The following is a 19,041-nucleotide window of genomic DNA, read 5'->3' on the forward strand; positions in this document are numbered from 1 at the left end:
AATATAAAAACTATACCATTTCCACTATCTAACCACGCTTCACCACCCGCTGCAACGCCATCATCAGCCCGCCGCCGATCAGGCCCCAGAAGGCCCCGGAAATGCCGCCGAAGGAAAGGCCGGAGGCCGTGATGAGGAAAGTGATGGCCGCCGCCTCGCGGGTTTCCGGCTCCCTGAAGGCTGCGACTGCGGAGCCGGAAAAGGCGCCGACCAGTGCCAGCCCCGCCACCGCCTGAATGAGAATGGGCGGCGCCAGCGCCACGAAGGCGGTGACCACGCCCGCCAGCAGGCCGAAAATAATATAGCCGACACCGCCGATGATCGCCGCCCAGTAACGCCGCTTTGGATCAGGATGGGCGTCCTCGCCAGCGCACATCGCCGCCGTAATCGCCGCAAGATTGACGGCATGGCCGCCAAAGGGTGCGGAAAGCAGCGAGAAAAAGCCGGTCGAGGCGAAAAGCGGTCCGGGCTGCGGGTCGTAATGATTGACCTTCAGCACCGCGATACCGGGAATATTCTGCGAGGCCATGGTGACGATGAAGAGTGGTAGCGCGATGGAAACAACCGCGTGGAGACTGAAGACGGGCGTTACCCACTCCATCGGCGGTGTCAGCGATTGGGCCACGCTGTCCAGCGCACCCGCCGGAATTTCGACGCCGAAAATCATCACCAGCACGAAGGCGGCAAGGGCGGCGGGCACGGCGAACAGCCGTTTAAAAGCTCCCACCACGATCCAGGCGAGGATGATGGGCAATCCGAGCGCCGGGTTGAAACCGATCGCCTTGATGGGCGCAAAACACAGGCCGATGATGACGCCGGAGAGCATGGCATTGGCAAGCGGCGCGGGAATGGAGGCGACCGCCTTTCCCAGCGGCCGGAACAGGCCTGCGATGATGATCAAAATGGCGCAGATGATGAAACCGCCGACAGCCGCCGGAAAGCCGCCCTCAATGACGCCGGTGGTCGCAAGCAGTGCCGCACCCGGTGTCGACCAGGCGATGCTGATGGGTAGCCGGGTGGCGGCGGAGAGAATAATGGCGCAAAGCCCCATCGCCACCGAAAGCGCCATCAGTCCCGACGCCGCCTCGAAATCCGTCGCACCGACAGCTTTCAGGCCCTGCAGCACGACGGCGAAGGAGCTGGCGAAACCGACAAAGGCGGTGAGGCAGCCCATGAACAGGCTCTGGACGGAAAAATCTTTCAGCATGAAGCACTCTGCGGCCTGCTGTCTGTCGCAAACAACCGCAGCGGTCCGCATTGGCGACAGGCAGAAACAAAACTGAAGCGTGACGCGCGAATCCGGGGATGGCGACACGCTTTGGATGAAGCGTGATTATATTCAGGATCAAAAAAGACATCGCTTGGCAAGATGAGCCGCCAGACTTCAGGTACGGCGGCAGGGAAAACGTCATCAAAGTTTAGCGGCACGGCGCTAATCCTCCCTGCATCGCAACCGGTCATCCGCCACAAGAGGGACCCTCGCCATGCTCCGCATCGTCACCATCGTCGCCTGCTGTTTTGCGGCTCTGCCCGCCGCAGCCCAGACCCCGCCGCCGCCGGCCTTTCTCGGCCAGATCGTCGTTCCATCGGGCCTCTCCATCGATGGCGTCACCTTCGGCGGCATTTCCGATCTCGCCTTTGACAGCGAAACCGGGCGTTATCTCGCAATTTCCGATGACCGCGTGGAAAAAGGGCCGGCCCGTTATTACGAGCTGGAGCTGGCCGTGACGGAAGGCGCCGCCACGCTCAACATCGCCGCCACGCGCGAATTGAAGGACGAGACCGGCGCCGCTTTTGCGCCGAAGGGCATCGATGCGGAAGGCATCGCGCTCGACCGCAAGGGCGGCAAGCTCTATTGGTCCTCCGAACGTGACCTGAAGAACCAGCCGGCGCTCTACGTCTCGGACCTCGACGGCAGCAATGTGAAGCGGCTGGAACTGCCAAACGCCTATCTCGTCGATGACGCCAAGACCAAGGGCGTTCAGAACAACCTCGCTTTCGAAGGCCTGACGCTGATGCCCGGCCGGCTGATCGCCGCCACTGAAAATGCGCTCACCCAGGACGGCCCCAAGGCGACCCCGCAGGCGGGCAGCCCGGCCCGTATCCTCGTCATCGACACGGCGACGCTGAAACCGGTCGCCGAGCATGTCTATGTCACCGAGGCGATCTCGAAGACCCCGACCGCCGCCGAGCCGAAATATAACGACAACGGCCTTTCCGCCATCGCGGCCCTGCCGGATGGCCGTTTCGTCGCTGTCGAGCGCAATTTCGCCTCCGGCGTCGGCAATCACATCCGCTTCTTCATCGCCGACATGTCCCGCGCCGACAATATTCTCGGCAAGGACAAGATCGATCCTGCATCCGTGGCCGCCGTGTCCAAATCGGCCTGGTTCGAAATCAACGAAGGCGATTTCGGCCTCGATATCGACAATATCGAGAGCTTCGCCTTCGGCCCGGTGGTGGATGGCAAGCAGCTCTTCGTCATCGCCTCCGATGACAATTTCAACACCGGCAAGCAGTTCACCCAGTTTGCAGCATTCGCAATCCCCGCCAATCTGGGTCAGTGAAATCCGCATGAAGCAGAATGCCGGCTCTGGACCATGTCCGGGCCGGCATCGGCAATCTTGCCTTCACCAGCGGAGCAGACGTGAACCGGCAAAAGCGCCGATGATGCCGGTCAACAAGATGCCCAGCGAATACCAGATCAACACGAAAGCCATGCCGTTTTCGGTGCAGAACCACGAATAGACCCACGCTCCGGCCGCACCCGCGGCGATGCCTGCGGCAAAACCCGCAAGCCTGGGATCAGCGGGAGCCGAACGCTTGAGAACCGCGAAATTTGCGATAAACAGCGGCAGCGCGAAAGCAACGATCAAAAACGGGCAATGCAGCGCCGACGATCCGATAATGAGGGTCCTGTAGGTGCCGGGCACGGCAAATCCAAGCTGGACGAGCGCGACGACCGCCATGGCGACAAAAATCACCGCAAGCCACGCAAACAGGCCACCCCTGTCGCCCTCCGGCCGCGCAAGACGCATGACGGCAAAAAATGCGGCCACGGCCAGCAGGACATTATAGGCGGATTTGACCCAGAAACCCGGTTCGGTCATGGCGTCATTCATATCGCTGCGAAGCCCCAGAATGACGACCATCAGCAGCAGCGAAACGCCGAGCGCGGGCAAGGCCACGAACACCAGCCTCCGCTCCAGCGCGAAAGCCGGTACGGGTTTCAGATTGCCCGCCAGTTGGTCGATGATGTCTTCCGTCTTCCTCACGTGTCCCCCCGCAACTTTGCCGCCAGGACTTTCAGCGTTCTGTGAATACCGACCCTCGCCGCAAGCTCGGTCTGGCCGGATTTTTGCGCCGCTTCGGCAATTGAGTGACCTTCGAGCTTCACTCTTCGAATGAGATCCCGTTGCCGTTCCGGCAACTCGTCGAGCAGCCGCTCCACATCCATGCGGGCCGTGACCGCATCGACGGATGGTTCCGCCTCCAGCGTTTCATCGAGTTCCACTTCCGCCAGCAGGCGCGCACCCCGGCCCCGATAGTGATCGATGAGCTTGTAGCGCGCTATCGAAAAGAACCAGGCCGTAAAGGGTCGCGCACGGTCATAGGTCTCCCGCTTGGCGTGAAGCGACAACAGGGTTTCCTGCACAAGATCTTCGACATCGCCTCTGGCGGCGGCAGCCATGCGCCGGCCGTAATAGGCGATCAGCAGCCGTCTCAGGGCATGAAGCAAATGCCTGTAGGCGCCTTCGTCCCCATCGAGGGAACGCAGCATCAGCATTTTCAGTGTTTCTTCCGAAGGGCTGCCTGTCATCGTCACTATCGGGTTATTCGCAATCGGCAGGATATTGTTACATAGTGGCTTTAAAAAAATCTCGCCCGAACTTGTCGTCACAAGCGCGTGAAGATGTAACGGCCGGCCTTTCCCGGACGAATGGACAATCGTGAGCCCCGGCACGATGTCGGCGGACATTCAACGACGTCCAGAGGAGACCCTTCATGACCCGCATTTTCACCGCCATCGCCGCCGCTTCCCTTCTGTCCGCTCTTTCCTTCGCAGGCATCGCCCATGCCGACAGCATGAAAACCGATACGATGAAGAAGGATACCATGCATAACGACACGATGAAGACGGAGACGATGAAAAAGGATGGCATGTCCATGACCGGCAAGAAGGCCAGCAAGAAGGACTGCATGCACAAGGCCGGCATGGAAATGGACAAGATGAAAAAGGCCGACATGATGAAGGCCTGCGACATGATGAAATAACACCGGCCTGAAAGGAAAAAGCCCGCACCGGTTTTCACCGATACGGGCTTTCTCAACTGAAAAATCGAAAATTCAGAGTTCCGACTGGCTCTCGACGATCTTGCCGACGAGGCCGTAATCCTTGGCCTCTTCCGCGCCGAGCCAGTAATCGCGATCGATATCCTTGGCGATCTTTTCTTCGCTCTGGCCGGTGGCCTTGGAGAAGATCTTGATCAGGCGCTGGTTCATCTTGATGATTTCGCGGGCCTGGATTTCGATGTCGGATGCCATGCCGCGCGTACCGCCGGAGGGTTGGTGCAGCAGGAAGCGGGTGTTCGGCAGGCAGAGGCGGCGTTCCTTCGGCACCGAAACGTAAATCAGCGCGCCGGCGGAAGCGACCCAGCCCGTGCCGATGATATAGACCTTCGGCTTGATGAACTTGATCATGTCGTGGATGGAATCACCCGATTCGACATGGCCGCCCGGCGAATTGACGTAAACGCGAATGTCGTCGTCGCTGGCGGCGGCGAGAGCCACGAGCTGCGTGCAGACCTTCTGCGCCAGTTCCTGCGTGATGCCACCATAGATGAAGATCGAACGCGACTTGAAAAGATTCGCTTCCGTTTCCTTGCCGATCGGCAGTTCCTTGCTCTTGTCGTCTTCGTCTTCGTTCATCAACGGCTCTCTCCAGCAAAATTCGTGCATGCCCTTCGGACATAGTGCGACTTGTTACGTAAGGCAATGAGAGAAAAAGGCAAGGTTTGCCCGCCAACAATAAACAGCACCCCCGGCAGATGACGCATGGACAGCTAGTCGGCCTTCGCGATATCGTTGACGCCTCATTGCCGCGCCGCCTGCCGCGGGAAGCCCCAAGATTCCGTTGCGGACGGCCATAATTTCAAGAGGGAACCATGCTGAAAAGACTAAGTCTCGCCGCCGCCGCACTGGGTGTTACCGCCCTGCCCGCTTTCGCCCATTTGAACCCGGAAGAACACGGCTCCTTCATGGCCGGCGTCTCTCACCCGTTTTTCGGCGCTGACCACATTCTGGCGATGGTGGCCGTCGGCATCTGGGCCTCGCAGATCGCCGTGGCGCAGGGCGACCGCAAGGCGCTGTGGATCGTGCCTTCCGCCTTCGTCGGCACCATGGCCGCCGGCTTCCTGATGGCGGTTTATGGCATCGGGCTTCCCTTCGTCGAACCGGCAATTCTCGCCTCCGTCATCGGTCTCGGCCTGCTCGTTGCCATGGCGGCAAGGCTTCCGACGGCAGCCGCCGCTGCCGTGGTCGGTGCTTTCGCGCTTTTCCACGGCCACGCCCATGGCGGTGAACTCGGCAGCGCCGGCGCGCTTCAATTCGGCATCGGCTTCATGATCGCCACCGCCATCCTGCATGCGGCCGGAATTGCGCTCGGCCTCGGCATTGCCCGTTTCGGTTCGGCAGCCAGCCGCACCGTCGGCGCGTTGACGGCGATTGCGGGTCTCTCGCTCGCCTTCGGCGGCTGACGATCATTACCGAAATTTAAAATTCGGGCTGCTTTGAAAAGCCGGAATTGAGGCCTACCTCCTTATCGTGGATTTTCGCTTCACGGTAAGGAGGCATCATATGTCACCGGAAGAAAGCCAGCTTCTCAAGGCCCTGTTCGACAGGACCAGAACCGCATCCGCCACCCCGCGTGACCGCGAGGCGGAAACATTGATCGCAGACGCCGTGCGCGATCAGCCCGCAGCCCCCTATTATCTCGCCCAGGCGGTGATCGTTCAGGAAAAGGGCCTGGAAGCGGCGGCAGCCCATATCAAGCAGCTAGAAGACCGTATCCACGCACTGGAAAGCGGCAACGGCGCCCCGCAGGCCGCAGCGCAGGGCGGCTTTCTGAGTTCCATCTTCGGAACCGGCCAGCCGCAGCCGCCGGCACCCACGCCCGCCCCCTCCCCGGCTGCCCCGCAAACCTCATGGCGCAACGATACCGCCGGCCAGACGGCCGGTCCCTGGGGATCGCCCGCCGGCCAGCAACCCGGCGGCCCCTGGAGCCAGCAGTCCGCCGCATTCGGGCGTTCTTCAGGCGGTGGTTTTCTGCAGGGTGCGCTTGGGACCGCTGCGGGTGTCGCCGGCGGCATGCTGCTCGCCAATTCGCTGAGCGGCATTTTCGGCAGCCACATGTCGTCGCTCGGCCTTGGCTCGCCCTTCGGCGGCGGCAATGCCGCGGGTAACGCGCCTGTCGAGGAAACCGTCATCAATAATTATTATGGCGACAACGCCAGCCCCCAGAACAACGACGACGACGATATCCAGCAGGCCGATGACGACAGCGCCGACGACGCGGATTTCGATTCAGGCGACGACGGTTCGTTCGCCTGAACCTTTAATTCGTAGAAGCCCGGATCAGCCGCGACCGCGATAGGTGGGAACGCCCTGATCCGGCAGCCATACGCCCTCGGGCACCGGTCCGGTCTGCCAGAAGACGTCGATCGGAATGCCGCCGCGCGGATACCAGTAAGCGCCGATTCTGAGCCATTTCGGCTGCAGCAGCTCCACCAGCCGCCTGGCGATATAGACCGAGCAATCCTCGTGGAATGCGCCGTGGTTGCGGAAGGATTGCAGGAACAGCTTCAGCGACTTGGATTCCACCAGGAAATCGCCCGGAATATAGTCGATGACGATATGGGCGAAATCCGGCTGGCCGGTCATCGGGCAAAGCGAAGTGAATTCGGGTGCGGTGAAGCGCACCACGTAATCGGTGCCGGCATTGCCGTTCGGCACCTTTTCGAGAACGGCCTTTTCCGGGCTCTCTGGCGTATCGACCTTCGTGCCCAGCTGCGACAGGCCGGAAACATCCGTCACGGACATGGAAAACTCCTGTTTTTCAAACAATCACTTTGACGCCATGCGCCTTTTCGCCTTCCGGCTCGACGTGAATGGCAAGGCTGGCGCCCGGTATGACGTCCCTTATGGCATCTTCAAGGCGGTCGCAAATATCATGCGCCTCGCGCACCGTCATGACAGCAGGGACCACGACGTGAAAATCGATGAAGGCGGCCGAGCCGGCGCGGCGTGTCCTCAGATCGTGTACGCCAATCACACCGCCGCAATGTTCGGCGATGGCCTTCTTGATCGCCTCGTCCTCTTCCGGCTCCACGGCCCGATCCATCAGCCCGCCAAGCGAATGCAGAATGACCTTGGATCCCTGGAACAGGATGTTGATGGCCACCAGGATGGCGAGCAGCGGATCGAGAATGGCATAACCCGTCAGAAGCGCCAGAACGAGGCCGACGAGAACGCCTGCCGAGGTCACGACGTCGGACATGATGTGATGGCCGTCCGCGGCCAGCGCGGGTGAGGCGTGTCTTTTGCCGACACGGATCAGGATCGTCGCCCAGATGGCGTTGATGACGCCCGCCGCCGCATTGATGGCAAGACCAAGGGCCGGCGCTTCCGGCAGCCGAGGGTTGAAAAGACCGCCCCAGGCCTCCTGCACGATCAGGAGCGCGGCAACGACGATCAGCACGCCTTCCACGACGGCGGAAATATATTCCGCCTTGTGGTGGCCGAACTGGTGGTCGTCATCGGCGGGCTTCTGCGCGTAACGAATGACGAAATAGGCGATGAAGGCCGCGACAACGTTGACGGTCGATTCCAGACCGTCCGATAAAAGCGCGACCGAGCCCGTGACCCACCAGGCCACGAGCTTGAGGCCCAGCACGCCGAAAGAAAGCGGAATGCTCCAGAATGCGAGCTTCCGGACCAGCGCCCCGGCCTGCATATTGCCTTCACTGTTCATTTTTGCCCCCGTGCGGATGCGAACGAATTGCATGACCGATTGCCAAAACGCACGAACCGCGCGCACGGGGTCTCCGTGCGCGCGGTTCGCTGTTTGCGCGTTCTATCGTTCAAACGGAGAACAAGGTCAAGGGCCTTGCGCTCACGCGTAAAACATCACTCTTCGCTTTTCTGCTCGCAGAAACGAATGCGGTTGCCGAACGGATCGGTCACTTCCATCACATCGCCCCATGGCAGTTCTTCAACGCCCGGCTTCAAGAAGCGATAATCTTTCGCCGCCAGTTCCTGTTGATAGGCGTGAACGCCGTGCATGGTGGCAAAGATGTTGGAGCCCGGCGTCGCATCGCCGTGATGGCCGCTGAGGTGAAGCCCCATTCCGGCCCGTGAAACCTGCATGTAAAGCGGGAAATTATCGCCGAAGCGGTGTTCCCAGTCGATCTCGAAACCGAGAAAATCGACATAGAACTCCCGCGCCTTGGCCTCGTCGAAAATTCTGACGATCGGGAATATCCGCCCGAAGCCGATGTCTCCAACAGTCTGTTTCCCGGCATCGCGCATGCTGCCCCAACCCCTTTTCCGGCCGTAAAACGATACCGGCCGCACAGGGTGCGGCCGGTAGGATCAGCTTATTCGGCTGCGACGATCTTGCCGTCCTGCCACTTGAACAGCGAGAAGGCCTGCGAGGTCAGGTCGCCGTTTTCGCCGTAGGTCACCTTGCCGATTGCGGTCGGGAAAGCGTCGCCGCTTTTCAGGGCCGTGGCGACCGCTTCGGAATCCTTGGCGCTTCCGGCCTTCTCGATGCCGGCCTTCAGCACTTCGACGGCAGCGTAAGCATTGAGCGTGAAGGCTTCCGCCGGAATGTTGGCGGCCTTCAGCGCTTCGGCAGCAGCCTTGGAATCGTCGTTCTTCAGCGCGTCGGAAGCGTTGGTGAAGATCGTGCCTTCGCCAGCCTGCGAACCGATGTTCCAGAACTCGCTGTTCGACAGGCCGTCACCGCCGATGACGGCAGCCTTGGAGCCGATATCCTTCAGCTGGCGCACCAGAAGACCCGCTTCCGGATGGTAACCGCCGAAATAGACGATGTCGGCATTGTCGGACTTCAGACGGGCCGTCAGCGCGCCGAGATCCTTTTCGCCGGGCGTCAGCGCATCGTAGAGAACTTCGGTCACGCCGCCGGCATTCAGCGTGGTCTTGAAGGCGTCCGCCAGACCTTTGCCGTAAGCACCCTTGTCGTGAATGATGGCGATCTTCTTGTCCTTGAGGTTGGCGAGAACATATTTCGCCGCAACCTCGGCCTGCTGGTCGTCACGACCGCAGGTACGGAAAACGTTGGCAAGGCCACGGTTGGTCAGGCCCGGCGCGGTCGCCGTCGGCGTCACCATCAGCACGCCGTTTTCGGCAAAGACATCCGATGCCGGAATGGCGACGCCGGACGTCACCGGACCGACGACGAAGTGGATGCCTTCGGCAACCAGCTGGTTGGCCGCGGAAACGCCCTGCTTCGGCTCACCGCCGTCATCGGCAAGCTTCAGCACGACCTGTTCGCCGAGGATGCCGCCCTTCTTGTTGATTTCATTGACTGCCGTCTGGGCGCCGTTCTTCACCTGGTCGCCATAGGCGGCGACAGGACCGGTGAGCGGCGCAATCAGGCCGATGACGATCTCGGCATGAGCAAGGGGTGCGAATGCGAAGGACGCTGCAAGCGTCACGCTGGTCAATGTCTTCAGTTTCATCCTGGTGTCTCCTTAAAGGGGGTCGCGGGACCCGGTGAGCGCCATGGGGCGCCGACCGAATGAAACTATCGGACGCCTCCCGGCGAAAACTCGTTCCATTTTTGAATTCCGAGCCTTCCACTCAACTCATACGGAAGGTTTGATGATTTATGCAAGTCACTTTGCTGGATTAGCTCTATTAGCGGTAAATCAATCGCCGGATCGGCCGTGATTGCGCCGTCTGAATGGACGCATCGACCTTCCGTAAACGCTTGGCGTTTGGCCGCCGCTGGAGGATAATACGCCATGATCGCAGCAGATGAAGAATTTCTGACGGGCCTGCCCGTCTTCCGGCATTTTGAAGACGTGGCCGACCCGGCGCTTTATCGCGCCCTGCCGCCGGGATGGGGGCTGGCCATCGCCGATATCATCGATTCGACCTCGGCAATCGGCACCGGTCGCTACAAGGCCGTCAACATGGCCGGTGCGGCGGTCATATCGGGCGTATCGAACAGTCTCGGCCGTCACGACCTGCCCTTCGTTTTCGGCGGCGATGGCGCCGCCGTCGCGGTGCCGCCACAGGGGCTGTCTGTCGCACGCACCGCGCTTTCGAATGTGCAGCGCTGGGTGAAGGACGATCTCGATCTTGCCATGCGCGTGGCGCTGGTTCCCGTCGAGGATATTCGTGAAAATGGCTTCGATATTCGTGTCGCACGCTTTCAGGCGAGCGAGGACGTTTCCTACGCCATGTTTTCCGGCGGCGGCAACAGCTGGGCGGAAGCGCGGATGAAGGAGGGGCAATATGCCCTGCCCGCAGCCGAAACGGGCGAGCGCCCCGATCTCACCGGTCTTTCATGCCGCTGGAACCCCATTCCGGCCACCCATGGCAAGGTGGTGTCGATCATCGCCGTGCCGGGGCCGTCGCGGAATATGCCGGCATTTCGCCAACTGGTCGTCGATCTTGTCGATCTGGCCGAACAGGACGCGAGACACGGCCACCCCGTGCCGGAGGATGGGCCGAAACTCGGTTTCGTGCGCGAGGGTCTCGGCCTCGAAGCCCGTGCCGGCGCTGCCTATCACGATGTCTGGGGCAAGATGCGCCGCTCGTTTCGCATTCTCGGCGAGTCCCTGCTCGTCAATCTCTTGAGCGTGACGGGGCTCTCGTTCGGACCGTTCAATGCGATACGCTACCGGCGTTCAGTTGCGAGCAACACCGATTTCAGGAAATTCGATGACGGCCTGAAGATGACGGTGGATATCGACGCCGCACGGCTCGAAAAAATCCGCGCGCGGCTGGAACAGGGCCGCCTCTCGGGAAGCTGTTATTACGGCCTGCACGAACAGGATGCCGCATTGATGACCTGTATCGTTCCGTCTCCGCTTTCGAGAGACCATATGCATTTCGTGGATGGCGCCGACGGCGGATATGCGGCTGCGGCAAGCCGTCTCAAGCAGCAGATGCGGGTTGCTGCGCCGGCCTGAAAACCACGCCAATACGCAGCCCCGATTCCTGTGCTGGATGCACACAGCCAAAACCGCTGAAAAGAAAAACCGGCGTCGTGCGCCGGTTTCAATCGAGTGATGCTGCCGGGCCTTAACAGGGCCGTGGGATCACGCAGCGGTCTTGCTGCTCTTCTGCGCCTGGCAGTAAATTTCCTCGAGGGAGGCGAGGATCTTTTTCACGGATTCGGAATTGCTGGAATAGTAGATGGTCTGCGCATCCCGTCGTGTCTTCACCAGCCGCTGGGCACGCAATTTCGAAAGATGCTGCGAGAGAGCGGACTGGCTGAGACCAACCTGTGAAGCGAGAACACCAACCGGCACTTCCGTATCCACCAGCGTGCACAAGATCATCAGGCGCTTGGGATTCGCCATGGCTGAGAGCAAGTCTGCAGCGGCGATGCTATGTTCCGACAGAGATTGGTTATCCATACGCTCAAGTCTCCTGATGACAGTCGAAAAAGACGGTCATGGTGGCTATTATAGGTGTTCCAAAAGGTGTTTTTATAATTCAGTCGATACGTTGTATATACCTAAATCTTGCTTATATCGTGTCCCTTTCAAAGACTATTCTTCACCGGTTATTTACTTAAAATATTGTGACCAAATTATCAGCTTTTTGCCTGCTTTTTGTCAATTTGATGATAAACACATGTATTAGCGGCAGTATTTATAAGCAATAAACGATCAAAAGTTGAGCACCTCGATCTTAACGCCCGACGCCGGATTTTGGGGTGACAATCTATTACCACCTTAAATTTAGCAGCGAGCTAAAGAATCTAGATTAACTTTGCGCAATTTTCTCTAAGTTTGCAATATGATTTTTATTAGTAATTATTTTCATGCATAACTTGTGATATCAAAAATATTCTTTGCTACCGTGGGAAGGTATAACTTGCGCCGCGAAGATCTTCTGAAAACAGAAAAAGGGCCCTCCATGGAAGGCCCTTTCTTTTTCAGACAGGCGAATCACTATTTTTTGCGGTGACGCGTCAGACCCGCCACGACTTCATCGGCCGAAATCGTGCCGACGATCGCACCGTTGTCGACAACGCCGATCGCGCCGGAGTGTTTTGACAGCGCATCGAGAATATCGATCAGCGGCGATGACGGGCGGGCGGTGGCGGCGACTGTCATCTGCCCGTTGCGTTCGTCCACCCCACGCTTCATCACATCGGCGGCGGTCAGCATGGAGATCGGGTTCATGTTCTGCACGAAATCCGCGACATAGGGCGTGGCCGGTTGCTTGACGATCTGCTGCGGCGTTCCGCACTGGATAATGCGTCCGCCCTCCATCATGGCGATACGGTTGCCGATGCGGAAGGCCTCGTCCAGATCGTGGCTGACGAAGAGGATAGTTTTCTTCAGCCGGCTCTGGAACTCCAGAAGCTCGTCCTGCAGGCGGCTTCTGATGAGAGGGTCGAGCGCCGAGAACGGCTCGTCCATCAACAGGATCGGCGCGCCCGTGGCAAAGGCTCTCGCCAGCCCCACACGCTGCTGCATGCCGCCGGAAAGCTCTCCCACCTTGCGATCAGCCCAGGCGGAGAGATTGACCAGTTCCAGCTGCTCGGCCACCATGCGCTTGCGCTCGGCTTCCGGCACGCCGGAAAGCTCAAGCCCGAAACCGACATTGTCGGCCACATTGCGCCAGGGCAGAAGGCCGAATTGCTGGAAGACCATGGAGACCGTGTGCATGCGCAGGTCGCGCAGCGCTTTCGCCGTCGAGCGATAGGGATCGACATAGCCTGACTTGGTCTTCACGCCGACATTGCCGCGCACCACGGGCGCAAGCCCGTTGACGGCCCTGAGCAGGGTCGACTTGCCCGAACCGGAAAGCCCCATGAGAACGAGTATCTCGCCCTCGCTGACCGAGAGCGAGGCATTGGCGACACCGAGAACCAGTCCGGTTTCGGCATTGATCTCGTCACGCGTGCTGCCCTTGTCGATCAGCGGCAGCGCCGCATCGGGCCGGTCGCCGAAAACGATATCGACATTTCCGAAGATGATGGCGTCACTCATAGATCATCCTCCGCGCCGGGAAGGCGGAAAAGCCGGTCGAGAACGATCGCCAGTATGACGATGCACAGTCCCGCTTCGAAGCCCATGGCGATGTTGACGGTATTCAGGGCGCGCACCACGGGTACGCCGAGACCATTGGCGCCGACGAGGGCGGAAATGACCACCATCGACAGCGACAGCATGATCGTCTGGGTAAGGCCGGCCATGATCTGCGGCGCGGCGAAGGGAAGCTCCACCTTGCGTAATACTTGCGACGGCGTGGCACCGAAGGCGACGGCCGCCTCCACCAGCGCCGGCGGCGTCGAAACGATGCCGAGGCGGGTGAGCCGCACGGGAGCCGGAATGGCGAAGATGACGGTGGCGATGAGCCCCGGAACCATGCCGAGACCGAACAGCACCAGCGCCGGGATGAGATAAACGAAGGTGGGGATGGTCTGCATCAGGTCCAGCACCGGGCGCATGCCGGCATAGATCCACTTGCGCCGCGCCGCCAATATGCCGAGCGGTATGCCGATGATCATGCACACGGCGCTGGCGGCGATGACGAGCGCCAGCGTTTCCGTCGTCGCCTTCCAGTAGCCCAGATTGATGATGAGCAGCAGGCCGAGCGCCGTGAAGACCGGCATGCCGACGGAGCGGCGCGTCCAGGCGGAAAGCGCCGTCAGGATCGCCACGATGATGAGCGGATGCGGCGCCTGCAGCACATAAAGCAGGGCGTTGATGACGCTTTGGAAAATGAAGGAAAGCCAATCGAAGAAAAAAGCGAGATTGCCGGTCAGCCAGTCAATGGCCTCCTTGGCATATCGGCCGACGGGCAGGCGGTTTTCAGGAGCGCTGAGCCATTCCACGGTAAGAAAAGACCTTTCGTGAACTAAAACAATTCCGGCAAAAGTGCAGAGCGGTTTTGCGTCCGGAATTGCGCAGACAACAAAGAAATAGAGCATCGTCATCCCGTTTCACCGGGATTGCTCCAATGCAGAAATGACGGCCGGCAGCGAAACTGCCGGACGCGGTGCTGGCGCATGACCTTCAATGTCTGAAAATTCACAGGCAAGGTCATGCATGGGCATCGTTATTTCCCGCTGATCCGGCCTGCCGCGCAGGCCGGATGCAGTCATGCATCGTCTTGCGGCTTAGAGGCCGAGAGCCTTCTTGGCGGCAGGCAGGGCGTCAGCACTGCCGTCCTTGGTCTTGACGTTGGCGAGCCAGGGCTCGATCGCCGTCGGATTGGCCTTCAGCCAGGCGGTTGCAGCCGCCTCGCCCTCAAGGCCGTCATTCAGGATCTTGCCCATGATCTCGTTTTCCATGGGCAGGGAAAATTGCAGGTTCTTGAGGAACGCGCCGACATTCGGGCACTCCTCGACGTAACCCTTGCGGACATTGGTATGGATCGTCGCGCCGCCGAGATTGGGGCCGAAGACCTCGTCACCGCCGGTCAGATAGGTCAGCTTGAAATTCGCATTCATGGGATGCGGTTCCCAGCCGAGGAAGACGATGGGCTCGCCGGATTTTTCGGCACGGGCCACCTGGGAGAGCATGCCCTGTTCGGACGACTCGACCACCTCGAATGACTTCAGACCGAAACTGTCCTTGGCCACCATGTCGAGAATCAGGCGATTGCCGTCATTGCCCGGCTCGATACCATAGATCTTGCCGCCGAGATCGGCGCTGTGGGCGGCGATGTCCTTGAAATCCTTGATGCCGAGTTCGGCGCCCTTGGCGTTGGTCGCCAGCGTGTATTTCGCGCCGGTCAGGTTTTCGCGCAGCGTCTCGACGGATTTGTCTTCGCGATAGGGCGCGATATCGCCTTCCATGGTCGGCATCCAGTTGCCGAGGAAGACGTCGATGTCCTTGTTTTTCAGGGATGTGTAGGTAACGGGTACGGAGAGAAGCTTGACGTCGGTTTCATAGCCAAGGCTTTTCAGAAGCACGGTGGCAGTCGCCGTCGTGGCGGTGATGTCTGTCCAGCCCACATCGGAAAAGCGCACTGTGCCACAGCTTGCCGGCTCCGCAGCACCGGCCGCACTGAACGTCATGGAGGAGATTGCTGCGGCCAAGGCCAGACAGCGGCTTCTATTTGCAAACATATGGCTTGCTCCCTGTTTTTTCGTTCCCTTGCCATTATCAATATCTGCCGGACACAATCAACTCGCGCGCATTTGCGTGCTTTGGCGCACCGTTTGCGACAAAATCGTGAAAATCACCGGGTTTCAACGCCCGAATGCGACAAACAGTCCGGTTGCGGAAATCTGTGTTTTTCCCGCTGCGGCACTTTTCAATCCGCTTCTTCGCCGTCAAAAGACGCTGGCTGCAGCATCGGCATAAACAAGAATCGGCTCCGTGAGTCGCGATGTGCCGATTCAACAGGTTGGAGCATTGTTGAGAAGCGTCCGAAGGACGCAAGGGCGCTCCGGGAGTGGATAATGGCAAAACTCTATTTCAATTATTCGACGATGAACGCCGGCAAATCGACCATGCTGCTGCAGGCATCCTATAATTATCAGGAGCGCGGCATGCGCACACTGATCTTCACGGCTGCCTTTGACGACCGGGCCGGCGTCGGCCGTGTCGCCTCGCGCATCGGCCTCTCCTCCGACGCCCTGACCTTCGATGACAATACCGACCTGTTCGCGGAGGTATCGGCCCTCACTGCCGAAGCGCCGGTCGCCTGCGTTTTCATCGATGAAGCCAACTTTCTCTCCGAACACCATGTCTGGCAGCTTGCCGACATTGTCGACAGGCTGAACATCCCGGTCATGACCTATGGCCTGCGCACGGATTTTCAGGGAAAGCTTTTCCCCGCCTCGAAAGAACTGCTCGCCATTGCCGACGAGCTTCGCGAAATCCGCACCATCTGCCATTGCGGCCGCAAGGCGACGATGGTGGCCCGCTTCGACAATGAAGGAAAGGTCGTGACGGAGGGCGCGCAGATCGATGTCGGCGGCAACGAGAAATATGTTTCCTTCTGCCGCCGCCACTGGGTGGAGACGTTCAAGGGCGAGTGAACATCTGCGTCCGGTTGCCGCATTTGATTTTCCGCAAAGATGGCTCCCCCGCTCCTGGGCTAAGACGACGGCGACACATTCGCGTGGATGTGCTTTCTCTCAGGAGCAAAACTATGCAGAACAGAACTGCCAAATTCGCCGGCCTAGCCATTCTCGCAGGTCTTTTCGCCTTTCCCGCCCTTGCTGCCGAAATCGAAGTGAAGATGCTCAACAAGGGCAGCGACGGTCAGGCGATGGTCTTCGAGCCCGCAACCGTCAAGGCCGCCGTCGGCGACGTCATCACCTTCGTCCCGGTCGACAAGGGCCATGATGCGGCAGCCGTGAAGGACATGATCCCCGAGGGTGTCGCAGACTTCAAGGGCAAGATGAACGAGACGGTGAAGTTGACGGTCGAGAAGGAAGGCGCCTACGTCGTCAAATGCACACCGCATCTCGGCATGGGCATGATCGCGCTCGTTGTCGTCGGCGATGCCGCGCCGGCCAATCTGGACGCCGTCAAGAACGGCAAACTGCCGAAAAAGGCACGCGACCGGCTGAACGACGAGATCGCCAAGCTCGGCCTCTAGGCGCATATCCCTTCGGTTCCGCGGCGGCTGTTGCTCCACAATCGGTGTGGAAAGCCATAATGGCCGGCGCGGACCGCAGGTTGAGAAAAGTTTCGCAATCATGTTGTATCCCGGTTGACCGGGACATATCTGGAAGACAGTAAATGACCGCGGTTTATACGAAGCGCCGAAGGGCGCGGGCAGGCCGCGTGTTTTTCTTCCGGCGTCCAGCCCCACGGGCAGAGGAGACTATGACGACATGATCGACCGGATCACCGCTTTGATTCAGGCAGCCTTCAGCGCCATCGGCAGGGCCGCCGGTCTTCTCGTCGCCTGGCTTTTGTGGCCCTTCATGGCCGCCCATGGCTGGTACAGCGGCCGCAACTGGCTCATCAAGGGCCCGATCGCCGTCATCGTCATTCTTCTTGCCGGCTTTTACGGATATTTCATCTGGCAAACCCAGGTCTGGACGAATTTCGACCCGGATTACGTCGCGCGCTACAAGCTTGAAGAGCGCACCGTGCCTGCCGGGCAGGAATTGCCCGCTGCCGCCCCGGCGGGTGGCGCGACGGGCGCCGCCGCAAACACATCCGCGCCGGTCTGCCAGCGTTCGGCCATCGTCGACGCGGCCGCCGATCTCACCGATTTCAACGTCAACCAGAACGCATGGATTTCCTCCATGCTGCTCTATCGTCTCGGACTTTTCGGCATGGACTGGGACAGCACGCCGTTTCTGGACAACAAGGCGTCTTTCCAGCGTGGCGTAAACCAGGCCGTGCGCCGCACCTCGGTGGAACTGGTGGATACGCTCGGCCGCGTGCGCGGAACCTCCGGCATCAACAACAATCTCCAGGAAGCGCGCGGGAACATGCAGTTCAGCGAATATTCCTGGTATTTCGGTCTCGATCCGTTCGGCCCGAAGACGCCGACGCCGGCCTATTACCGCGCCGCCATCCGCAGCTTCCAGGCCTTCAACGGCGAGCTTGCCGCCTGCAAGGCTGTCTTCGATACCCGCGCCGACAACCTCATCCAGTTCATCGACCGTATCGCCGGCGATATCGGCTCCACATCTGCAATTCTGCGCGAGCGTTCGGAAAACTATAATGGCGGCTGGTTCGATACGCGCGCCGACGACCGCTTCTGGTTCGCTTATGGACAGCTCTACGGCTATTACGGCGTGCTTTCCGCCGCCGGATCGGACTTCGCACAGGTCATCCGCGAGCGTAACCTGACCAATCTCTGGAACGACACGCTGTTGCAGACCCGCGCAGCCCTGCGCATTCAGCCGGCGATCATTTCCAATGGTGAGGAAAGCGGCTGGATCATGCCTTCGCACCTCGCCACCATGGGATTTTACGTTTTGCGGGTTCGCTCGAATCTCGTCGAGCTTCGCTCGGTTCTCGACCGGTAAGGCGAGGCCTGCCGGGAACGACAGGGTCGATCAGTCTATCAGGCCAAGGCGTATGGTCTTGGCCACCAGCTGGGTGCGGTTGACGCAGTCGAGCTTGCGGATGGCGTTGTTCATATAGGCATTGACGGTATGTTCCGAGATGGACAGAAGCTCGGCGATCTCCACGGAAGTCTTTCCCTGCGCCGTCCAGCGCACGACGTCTAGTTCCCGCTTCGTCAGCGGCGACGGACCTTTTGAGTTGGTGCGGCAAAGCCGGTCATAAACCTCCAGCGCATGCAGCACGATCATGCTCAGCTCGTTGAGCGCGGCTTGCGGCAGGATATCGCGATCGCCCGCGAAATTCATCAGATGCCGGTTGCCGTACATGCCGTGTACCGGCACCATCAGACCGGACGTAATGCCCATGCTGCTCAGCGAGGCCGCCGCATCCACCAGCGGTCCGCAGGCAATATCCGGATCCTGCAGCGACCAATATTGCGGCATCATCGACGACGCCCCGCGCTTGATGACGGGACAGTCCCCAAGCGCGCCGTCCCTGGTCATCGCATTCACGACCCAGATGGGCAGGCTGCTTTCGACAACCGTCGGCAAGGCATAGGCATTCTGGCCGCCGGGTAACCGCAAAAGGGTCACATAGGCGTAACCGAAGGCGCGCATCACTTCCCGCAGCGCCTCCAGCCATTGGGATTTGTCGGCCGCAGCCGACAGATCGTCGCAAAGTCTGGCCTGACGCTCCGTGTTCACCATTCACGCACCCTCGACACGCCGGGACGCAGCGCCCGGAGCGAGAAACATGCGGCATGGCCAGAACGGGGTTGCGA

General features: G+C 60.0%; 22 protein-coding genes. 9 read left to right on the top strand and 13 right to left on the bottom strand.

Features of this window, described 5'->3' with window-relative positions; genetic code table 11:
• Nucleotides 1-28: 28 nt before the first annotated feature.
• Nucleotides 29-1,207 carry a benzoate/H(+) symporter BenE family transporter gene (locus tag CFBP4996_RS09695; RefSeq protein ID WP_080851156.1) on the bottom strand — a complete coding sequence of 393 codons (1,179 nt, stop codon included), beginning with the start codon at nucleotides 1,205-1,207 and terminating at the stop codon, nucleotides 29-31.
• A 277-nt stretch (nucleotides 1,208-1,484) separates the two neighbouring features.
• Here CFBP4996_RS09695 and CFBP4996_RS09700 point away from each other — a divergent pair, with 277 nt between their 5' ends.
• Nucleotides 1,485-2,567: an esterase-like activity of phytase family protein gene (locus tag CFBP4996_RS09700; RefSeq protein ID WP_080851154.1), complete on the top strand. Its 1,083-nt coding sequence runs from the start codon at nucleotides 1,485-1,487 to the stop codon at nucleotides 2,565-2,567.
• A gap of 63 nt (nucleotides 2,568-2,630) precedes the next feature.
• Here the strand turns inward: CFBP4996_RS09700 and CFBP4996_RS09705 are convergent, their stop codons facing one another.
• Together CFBP4996_RS09705 and CFBP4996_RS09710 are read right to left on the bottom strand one after the other, a co-directional pair.
• A complete protein-coding gene (locus CFBP4996_RS09705; protein ID WP_080851152.1) occupies nucleotides 2,631-3,275 on the bottom strand; it encodes an NrsF family protein in 645 nt (214 codons plus the stop codon).
• Complete coding sequence (locus CFBP4996_RS09710; protein ID WP_003523063.1) at nucleotides 3,272-3,787, bottom strand: sigma-70 family RNA polymerase sigma factor; 516 nt, start codon at nucleotides 3,785-3,787, stop codon at nucleotides 3,272-3,274. The genes CFBP4996_RS09705 and CFBP4996_RS09710 overlap by 4 nt, the downstream gene beginning before the upstream one ends.
• Before the next feature lie 218 nt (nucleotides 3,788-4,005).
• On the opposite strand from CFBP4996_RS09710, the gene CFBP4996_RS09715 reads away from it, so the two are divergent.
• A complete protein-coding gene (locus tag CFBP4996_RS09715; RefSeq protein WP_003523062.1) occupies nucleotides 4,006-4,275 on the top strand; it encodes a pentapeptide MXKDX repeat protein in 270 nt (89 codons plus the stop codon).
• A 72-nt stretch (nucleotides 4,276-4,347) separates the two neighbouring features.
• On the opposite strand, the gene CFBP4996_RS09720 is transcribed toward CFBP4996_RS09715, so the two are convergent.
• A complete protein-coding gene (locus CFBP4996_RS09720) occupies nucleotides 4,348-4,929 on the bottom strand; it encodes an ATP-dependent Clp protease proteolytic subunit (RefSeq protein ID WP_003523060.1) in 582 nt (193 codons plus the stop codon).
• A 236-nt stretch (nucleotides 4,930-5,165) separates the two neighbouring features.
• Here CFBP4996_RS09720 and CFBP4996_RS09725 point away from each other — a divergent pair, with 236 nt between their 5' ends.
• Together CFBP4996_RS09725 and CFBP4996_RS09730 are read left to right on the top strand one after the other, a co-directional pair.
• The gene (locus CFBP4996_RS09725) at nucleotides 5,166-5,756 is read left to right on the top strand and encodes a HupE/UreJ family protein (RefSeq protein ID WP_080851149.1); all 591 of its coding nucleotides are present in this window, start codon (nucleotides 5,166-5,168) and stop codon (nucleotides 5,754-5,756) included.
• Nucleotides 5,757-5,856: 100 nt separating this feature from the next.
• A complete protein-coding gene (locus CFBP4996_RS09730; RefSeq protein WP_080851147.1) occupies nucleotides 5,857-6,609 on the top strand; it encodes a DUF2076 domain-containing protein in 753 nt (250 codons plus the stop codon).
• Between the two features lie 24 nt (nucleotides 6,610-6,633).
• On the opposite strand, the gene queF is transcribed toward CFBP4996_RS09730, so the two are convergent.
• From queF to CFBP4996_RS09750, 4 genes are all read right to left on the bottom strand, one after another.
• Nucleotides 6,634-7,098: a preQ(1) synthase gene (gene queF / locus CFBP4996_RS09735; RefSeq protein WP_078051763.1), complete on the bottom strand. Its 465-nt coding sequence runs from the start codon at nucleotides 7,096-7,098 to the stop codon at nucleotides 6,634-6,636.
• Nucleotides 7,099-7,114: 16 nt separating this feature from the next.
• A complete protein-coding gene (locus CFBP4996_RS09740; protein WP_059754590.1) occupies nucleotides 7,115-8,029 on the bottom strand; it encodes a cation diffusion facilitator family transporter in 915 nt (304 codons plus the stop codon).
• Nucleotides 8,030-8,184: 155 nt separating this feature from the next.
• Nucleotides 8,185-8,586, bottom strand: a complete 402-nt coding sequence (locus tag CFBP4996_RS09745) for a glyoxalase superfamily protein (RefSeq protein WP_080851145.1) — start codon at nucleotides 8,584-8,586, stop codon at nucleotides 8,185-8,187.
• Between the two features lie 68 nt (nucleotides 8,587-8,654).
• Nucleotides 8,655-9,761 carry a branched-chain amino acid ABC transporter substrate-binding protein gene (locus tag CFBP4996_RS09750; protein ID WP_065655678.1) on the bottom strand — a complete coding sequence of 369 codons (1,107 nt, stop codon included), beginning with the start codon at nucleotides 9,759-9,761 and terminating at the stop codon, nucleotides 8,655-8,657.
• Between the two features lie 285 nt (nucleotides 9,762-10,046).
• Between CFBP4996_RS09750 and CFBP4996_RS09755 the strand changes: the two genes are divergently transcribed.
• Nucleotides 10,047-11,222, top strand: a complete 1,176-nt coding sequence (locus tag CFBP4996_RS09755) for a DUF3095 domain-containing protein (protein WP_080851143.1) — start codon at nucleotides 10,047-10,049, stop codon at nucleotides 11,220-11,222.
• 129 nt (nucleotides 11,223-11,351) lie between these two features.
• Here CFBP4996_RS09755 and CFBP4996_RS09760 read toward each other — a convergent pair whose 3' ends face one another.
• The 4 genes from CFBP4996_RS09760 to CFBP4996_RS09775 all read right to left on the bottom strand — a co-directional run bounded on the left by CFBP4996_RS09760 (nucleotide 11,352) and on the right by CFBP4996_RS09775 (nucleotide 15,295).
• Nucleotides 11,352-11,672, bottom strand: coding sequence for an ArsR/SmtB family transcription factor (locus CFBP4996_RS09760; protein ID WP_003524068.1), 321 nt, complete (start codon nucleotides 11,670-11,672; stop codon nucleotides 11,352-11,354).
• 540 nt (nucleotides 11,673-12,212) lie between these two features.
• On the bottom strand, nucleotides 12,213-13,259 hold the full coding sequence (choV, locus tag CFBP4996_RS09765; RefSeq protein WP_035260963.1) for a choline ABC transporter ATP-binding protein: 1,047 nt from the start codon (nucleotides 13,257-13,259) through the stop codon (nucleotides 12,213-12,215).
• Nucleotides 13,256-14,107: a choline ABC transporter permease subunit gene (gene choW / locus CFBP4996_RS09770; protein WP_059754593.1), complete on the bottom strand. Its 852-nt coding sequence runs from the start codon at nucleotides 14,105-14,107 to the stop codon at nucleotides 13,256-13,258. The genes choV and choW overlap by 4 nt, the downstream gene beginning before the upstream one ends.
• A gap of 285 nt (nucleotides 14,108-14,392) precedes the next feature.
• Nucleotides 14,393-15,295: a choline ABC transporter substrate-binding protein gene (locus CFBP4996_RS09775; protein WP_371259706.1), complete on the bottom strand. Its 903-nt coding sequence runs from the start codon at nucleotides 15,293-15,295 to the stop codon at nucleotides 14,393-14,395.
• On the opposite strand from CFBP4996_RS09775, the gene CFBP4996_RS09780 reads away from it, so the two are divergent.
• From CFBP4996_RS09780 to CFBP4996_RS09795, 4 genes are all read left to right on the top strand, one after another.
• Nucleotides 15,294-15,584 (top strand): hypothetical protein, encoded by a 291-nt coding sequence (locus tag CFBP4996_RS09780; protein ID WP_162935798.1) that lies wholly within the window; start codon nucleotides 15,294-15,296, stop codon nucleotides 15,582-15,584. The genes CFBP4996_RS09775 and CFBP4996_RS09780 overlap by 2 nt on opposite strands.
• A 98-nt stretch (nucleotides 15,585-15,682) precedes the next feature.
• Nucleotides 15,683-16,264 (top strand): thymidine kinase, encoded by a 582-nt coding sequence (locus CFBP4996_RS09785; protein WP_080851141.1) that lies wholly within the window; start codon nucleotides 15,683-15,685, stop codon nucleotides 16,262-16,264.
• Between the two features lie 113 nt (nucleotides 16,265-16,377).
• On the top strand, nucleotides 16,378-16,830 hold the full coding sequence (locus tag CFBP4996_RS09790; protein WP_003524080.1) for a pseudoazurin: 453 nt from the start codon (nucleotides 16,378-16,380) through the stop codon (nucleotides 16,828-16,830).
• A gap of 238 nt (nucleotides 16,831-17,068) precedes the next feature.
• Complete coding sequence (locus tag CFBP4996_RS09795) at nucleotides 17,069-18,220, top strand: DUF2333 family protein (protein WP_080851140.1); 1,152 nt, start codon at nucleotides 17,069-17,071, stop codon at nucleotides 18,218-18,220.
• 30 nt (nucleotides 18,221-18,250) lie between these two features.
• Here the strand turns inward: CFBP4996_RS09795 and CFBP4996_RS09800 are convergent, their stop codons facing one another.
• Nucleotides 18,251-18,967 carry a helix-turn-helix transcriptional regulator gene (locus CFBP4996_RS09800; RefSeq protein ID WP_080851137.1) on the bottom strand — a complete coding sequence of 239 codons (717 nt, stop codon included), beginning with the start codon at nucleotides 18,965-18,967 and terminating at the stop codon, nucleotides 18,251-18,253.
• Nucleotides 18,968-19,041: the final 74 nt, after the last annotated feature.

This window comes from Agrobacterium leguminum (assembly GCF_005144435.2).
Classification (GTDB): Bacteria; Pseudomonadota; Alphaproteobacteria; order Rhizobiales; family Rhizobiaceae; genus Agrobacterium; species Agrobacterium leguminum.

Excerpts from the sequence above, each read along its gene's own strand:
- CFBP4996_RS09700 (WP_080851154.1), top strand. The coding sequence starts at position 1,485 with ATGCTCCGCATCGTCACCATCGTCGCCTGCTGTTTTGCGGCTCTGCCC.
- CFBP4996_RS09740 (WP_059754590.1), bottom strand. The coding sequence starts at position 8,029 with ATGAACAGTGAAGGCAATATGCAGGCCGGGGCGCTGGTCCGGAAGCTC.
- CFBP4996_RS09745 (WP_080851145.1), bottom strand. The coding sequence starts at position 8,586 with ATGCGCGATGCCGGGAAACAGACTGTTGGAGACATCGGCTTCGGGCGG.
- CFBP4996_RS09800 (WP_080851137.1), bottom strand. The coding sequence starts at position 18,967 with ATGGTGAACACGGAGCGTCAGGCCAGACTTTGCGACGATCTGTCGGCT.
- CFBP4996_RS09780 (WP_162935798.1), top strand. The coding sequence starts at position 15,294 with ATGGAGGAGATTGCTGCGGCCAAGGCCAGACAGCGGCTTCTATTTGCA.
- CFBP4996_RS09760 (WP_003524068.1), bottom strand. The coding sequence starts at position 11,672 with ATGGATAACCAATCTCTGTCGGAACATAGCATCGCCGCTGCAGACTTG.
- CFBP4996_RS09695 (WP_080851156.1), bottom strand. The coding sequence starts at position 1,207 with ATGCTGAAAGATTTTTCCGTCCAGAGCCTGTTCATGGGCTGCCTCACC.
- CFBP4996_RS09795 (WP_080851140.1), top strand. The coding sequence starts at position 17,069 with ATGATCGACCGGATCACCGCTTTGATTCAGGCAGCCTTCAGCGCCATC.
- queF (WP_078051763.1), bottom strand. The coding sequence starts at position 7,098 with ATGTCCGTGACGGATGTTTCCGGCCTGTCGCAGCTGGGCACGAAGGTC.
- CFBP4996_RS09750 (WP_065655678.1), bottom strand. The coding sequence starts at position 9,761 with ATGAAACTGAAGACATTGACCAGCGTGACGCTTGCAGCGTCCTTCGCA.
- CFBP4996_RS09715 (WP_003523062.1), top strand. The coding sequence starts at position 4,006 with ATGACCCGCATTTTCACCGCCATCGCCGCCGCTTCCCTTCTGTCCGCT.
- CFBP4996_RS09775 (WP_371259706.1), bottom strand. The coding sequence starts at position 15,295 with ATGACGTTCAGTGCGGCCGGTGCTGCGGAGCCGGCAAGCTGTGGCACA.
- CFBP4996_RS09755 (WP_080851143.1), top strand. The coding sequence starts at position 10,047 with ATGATCGCAGCAGATGAAGAATTTCTGACGGGCCTGCCCGTCTTCCGG.
- CFBP4996_RS09790 (WP_003524080.1), top strand. The coding sequence starts at position 16,378 with ATGCAGAACAGAACTGCCAAATTCGCCGGCCTAGCCATTCTCGCAGGT.
- CFBP4996_RS09730 (WP_080851147.1), top strand. The coding sequence starts at position 5,857 with ATGTCACCGGAAGAAAGCCAGCTTCTCAAGGCCCTGTTCGACAGGACC.
- choV (WP_035260963.1), bottom strand. The coding sequence starts at position 13,259 with ATGAGTGACGCCATCATCTTCGGAAATGTCGATATCGTTTTCGGCGAC.
- CFBP4996_RS09785 (WP_080851141.1), top strand. The coding sequence starts at position 15,683 with ATGGCAAAACTCTATTTCAATTATTCGACGATGAACGCCGGCAAATCG.
- CFBP4996_RS09720 (WP_003523060.1), bottom strand. The coding sequence starts at position 4,929 with ATGAACGAAGACGAAGACGACAAGAGCAAGGAACTGCCGATCGGCAAG.
- CFBP4996_RS09725 (WP_080851149.1), top strand. The coding sequence starts at position 5,166 with ATGCTGAAAAGACTAAGTCTCGCCGCCGCCGCACTGGGTGTTACCGCC.
- CFBP4996_RS09710 (WP_003523063.1), bottom strand. The coding sequence starts at position 3,787 with ATGCTGATGCTGCGTTCCCTCGATGGGGACGAAGGCGCCTACAGGCAT.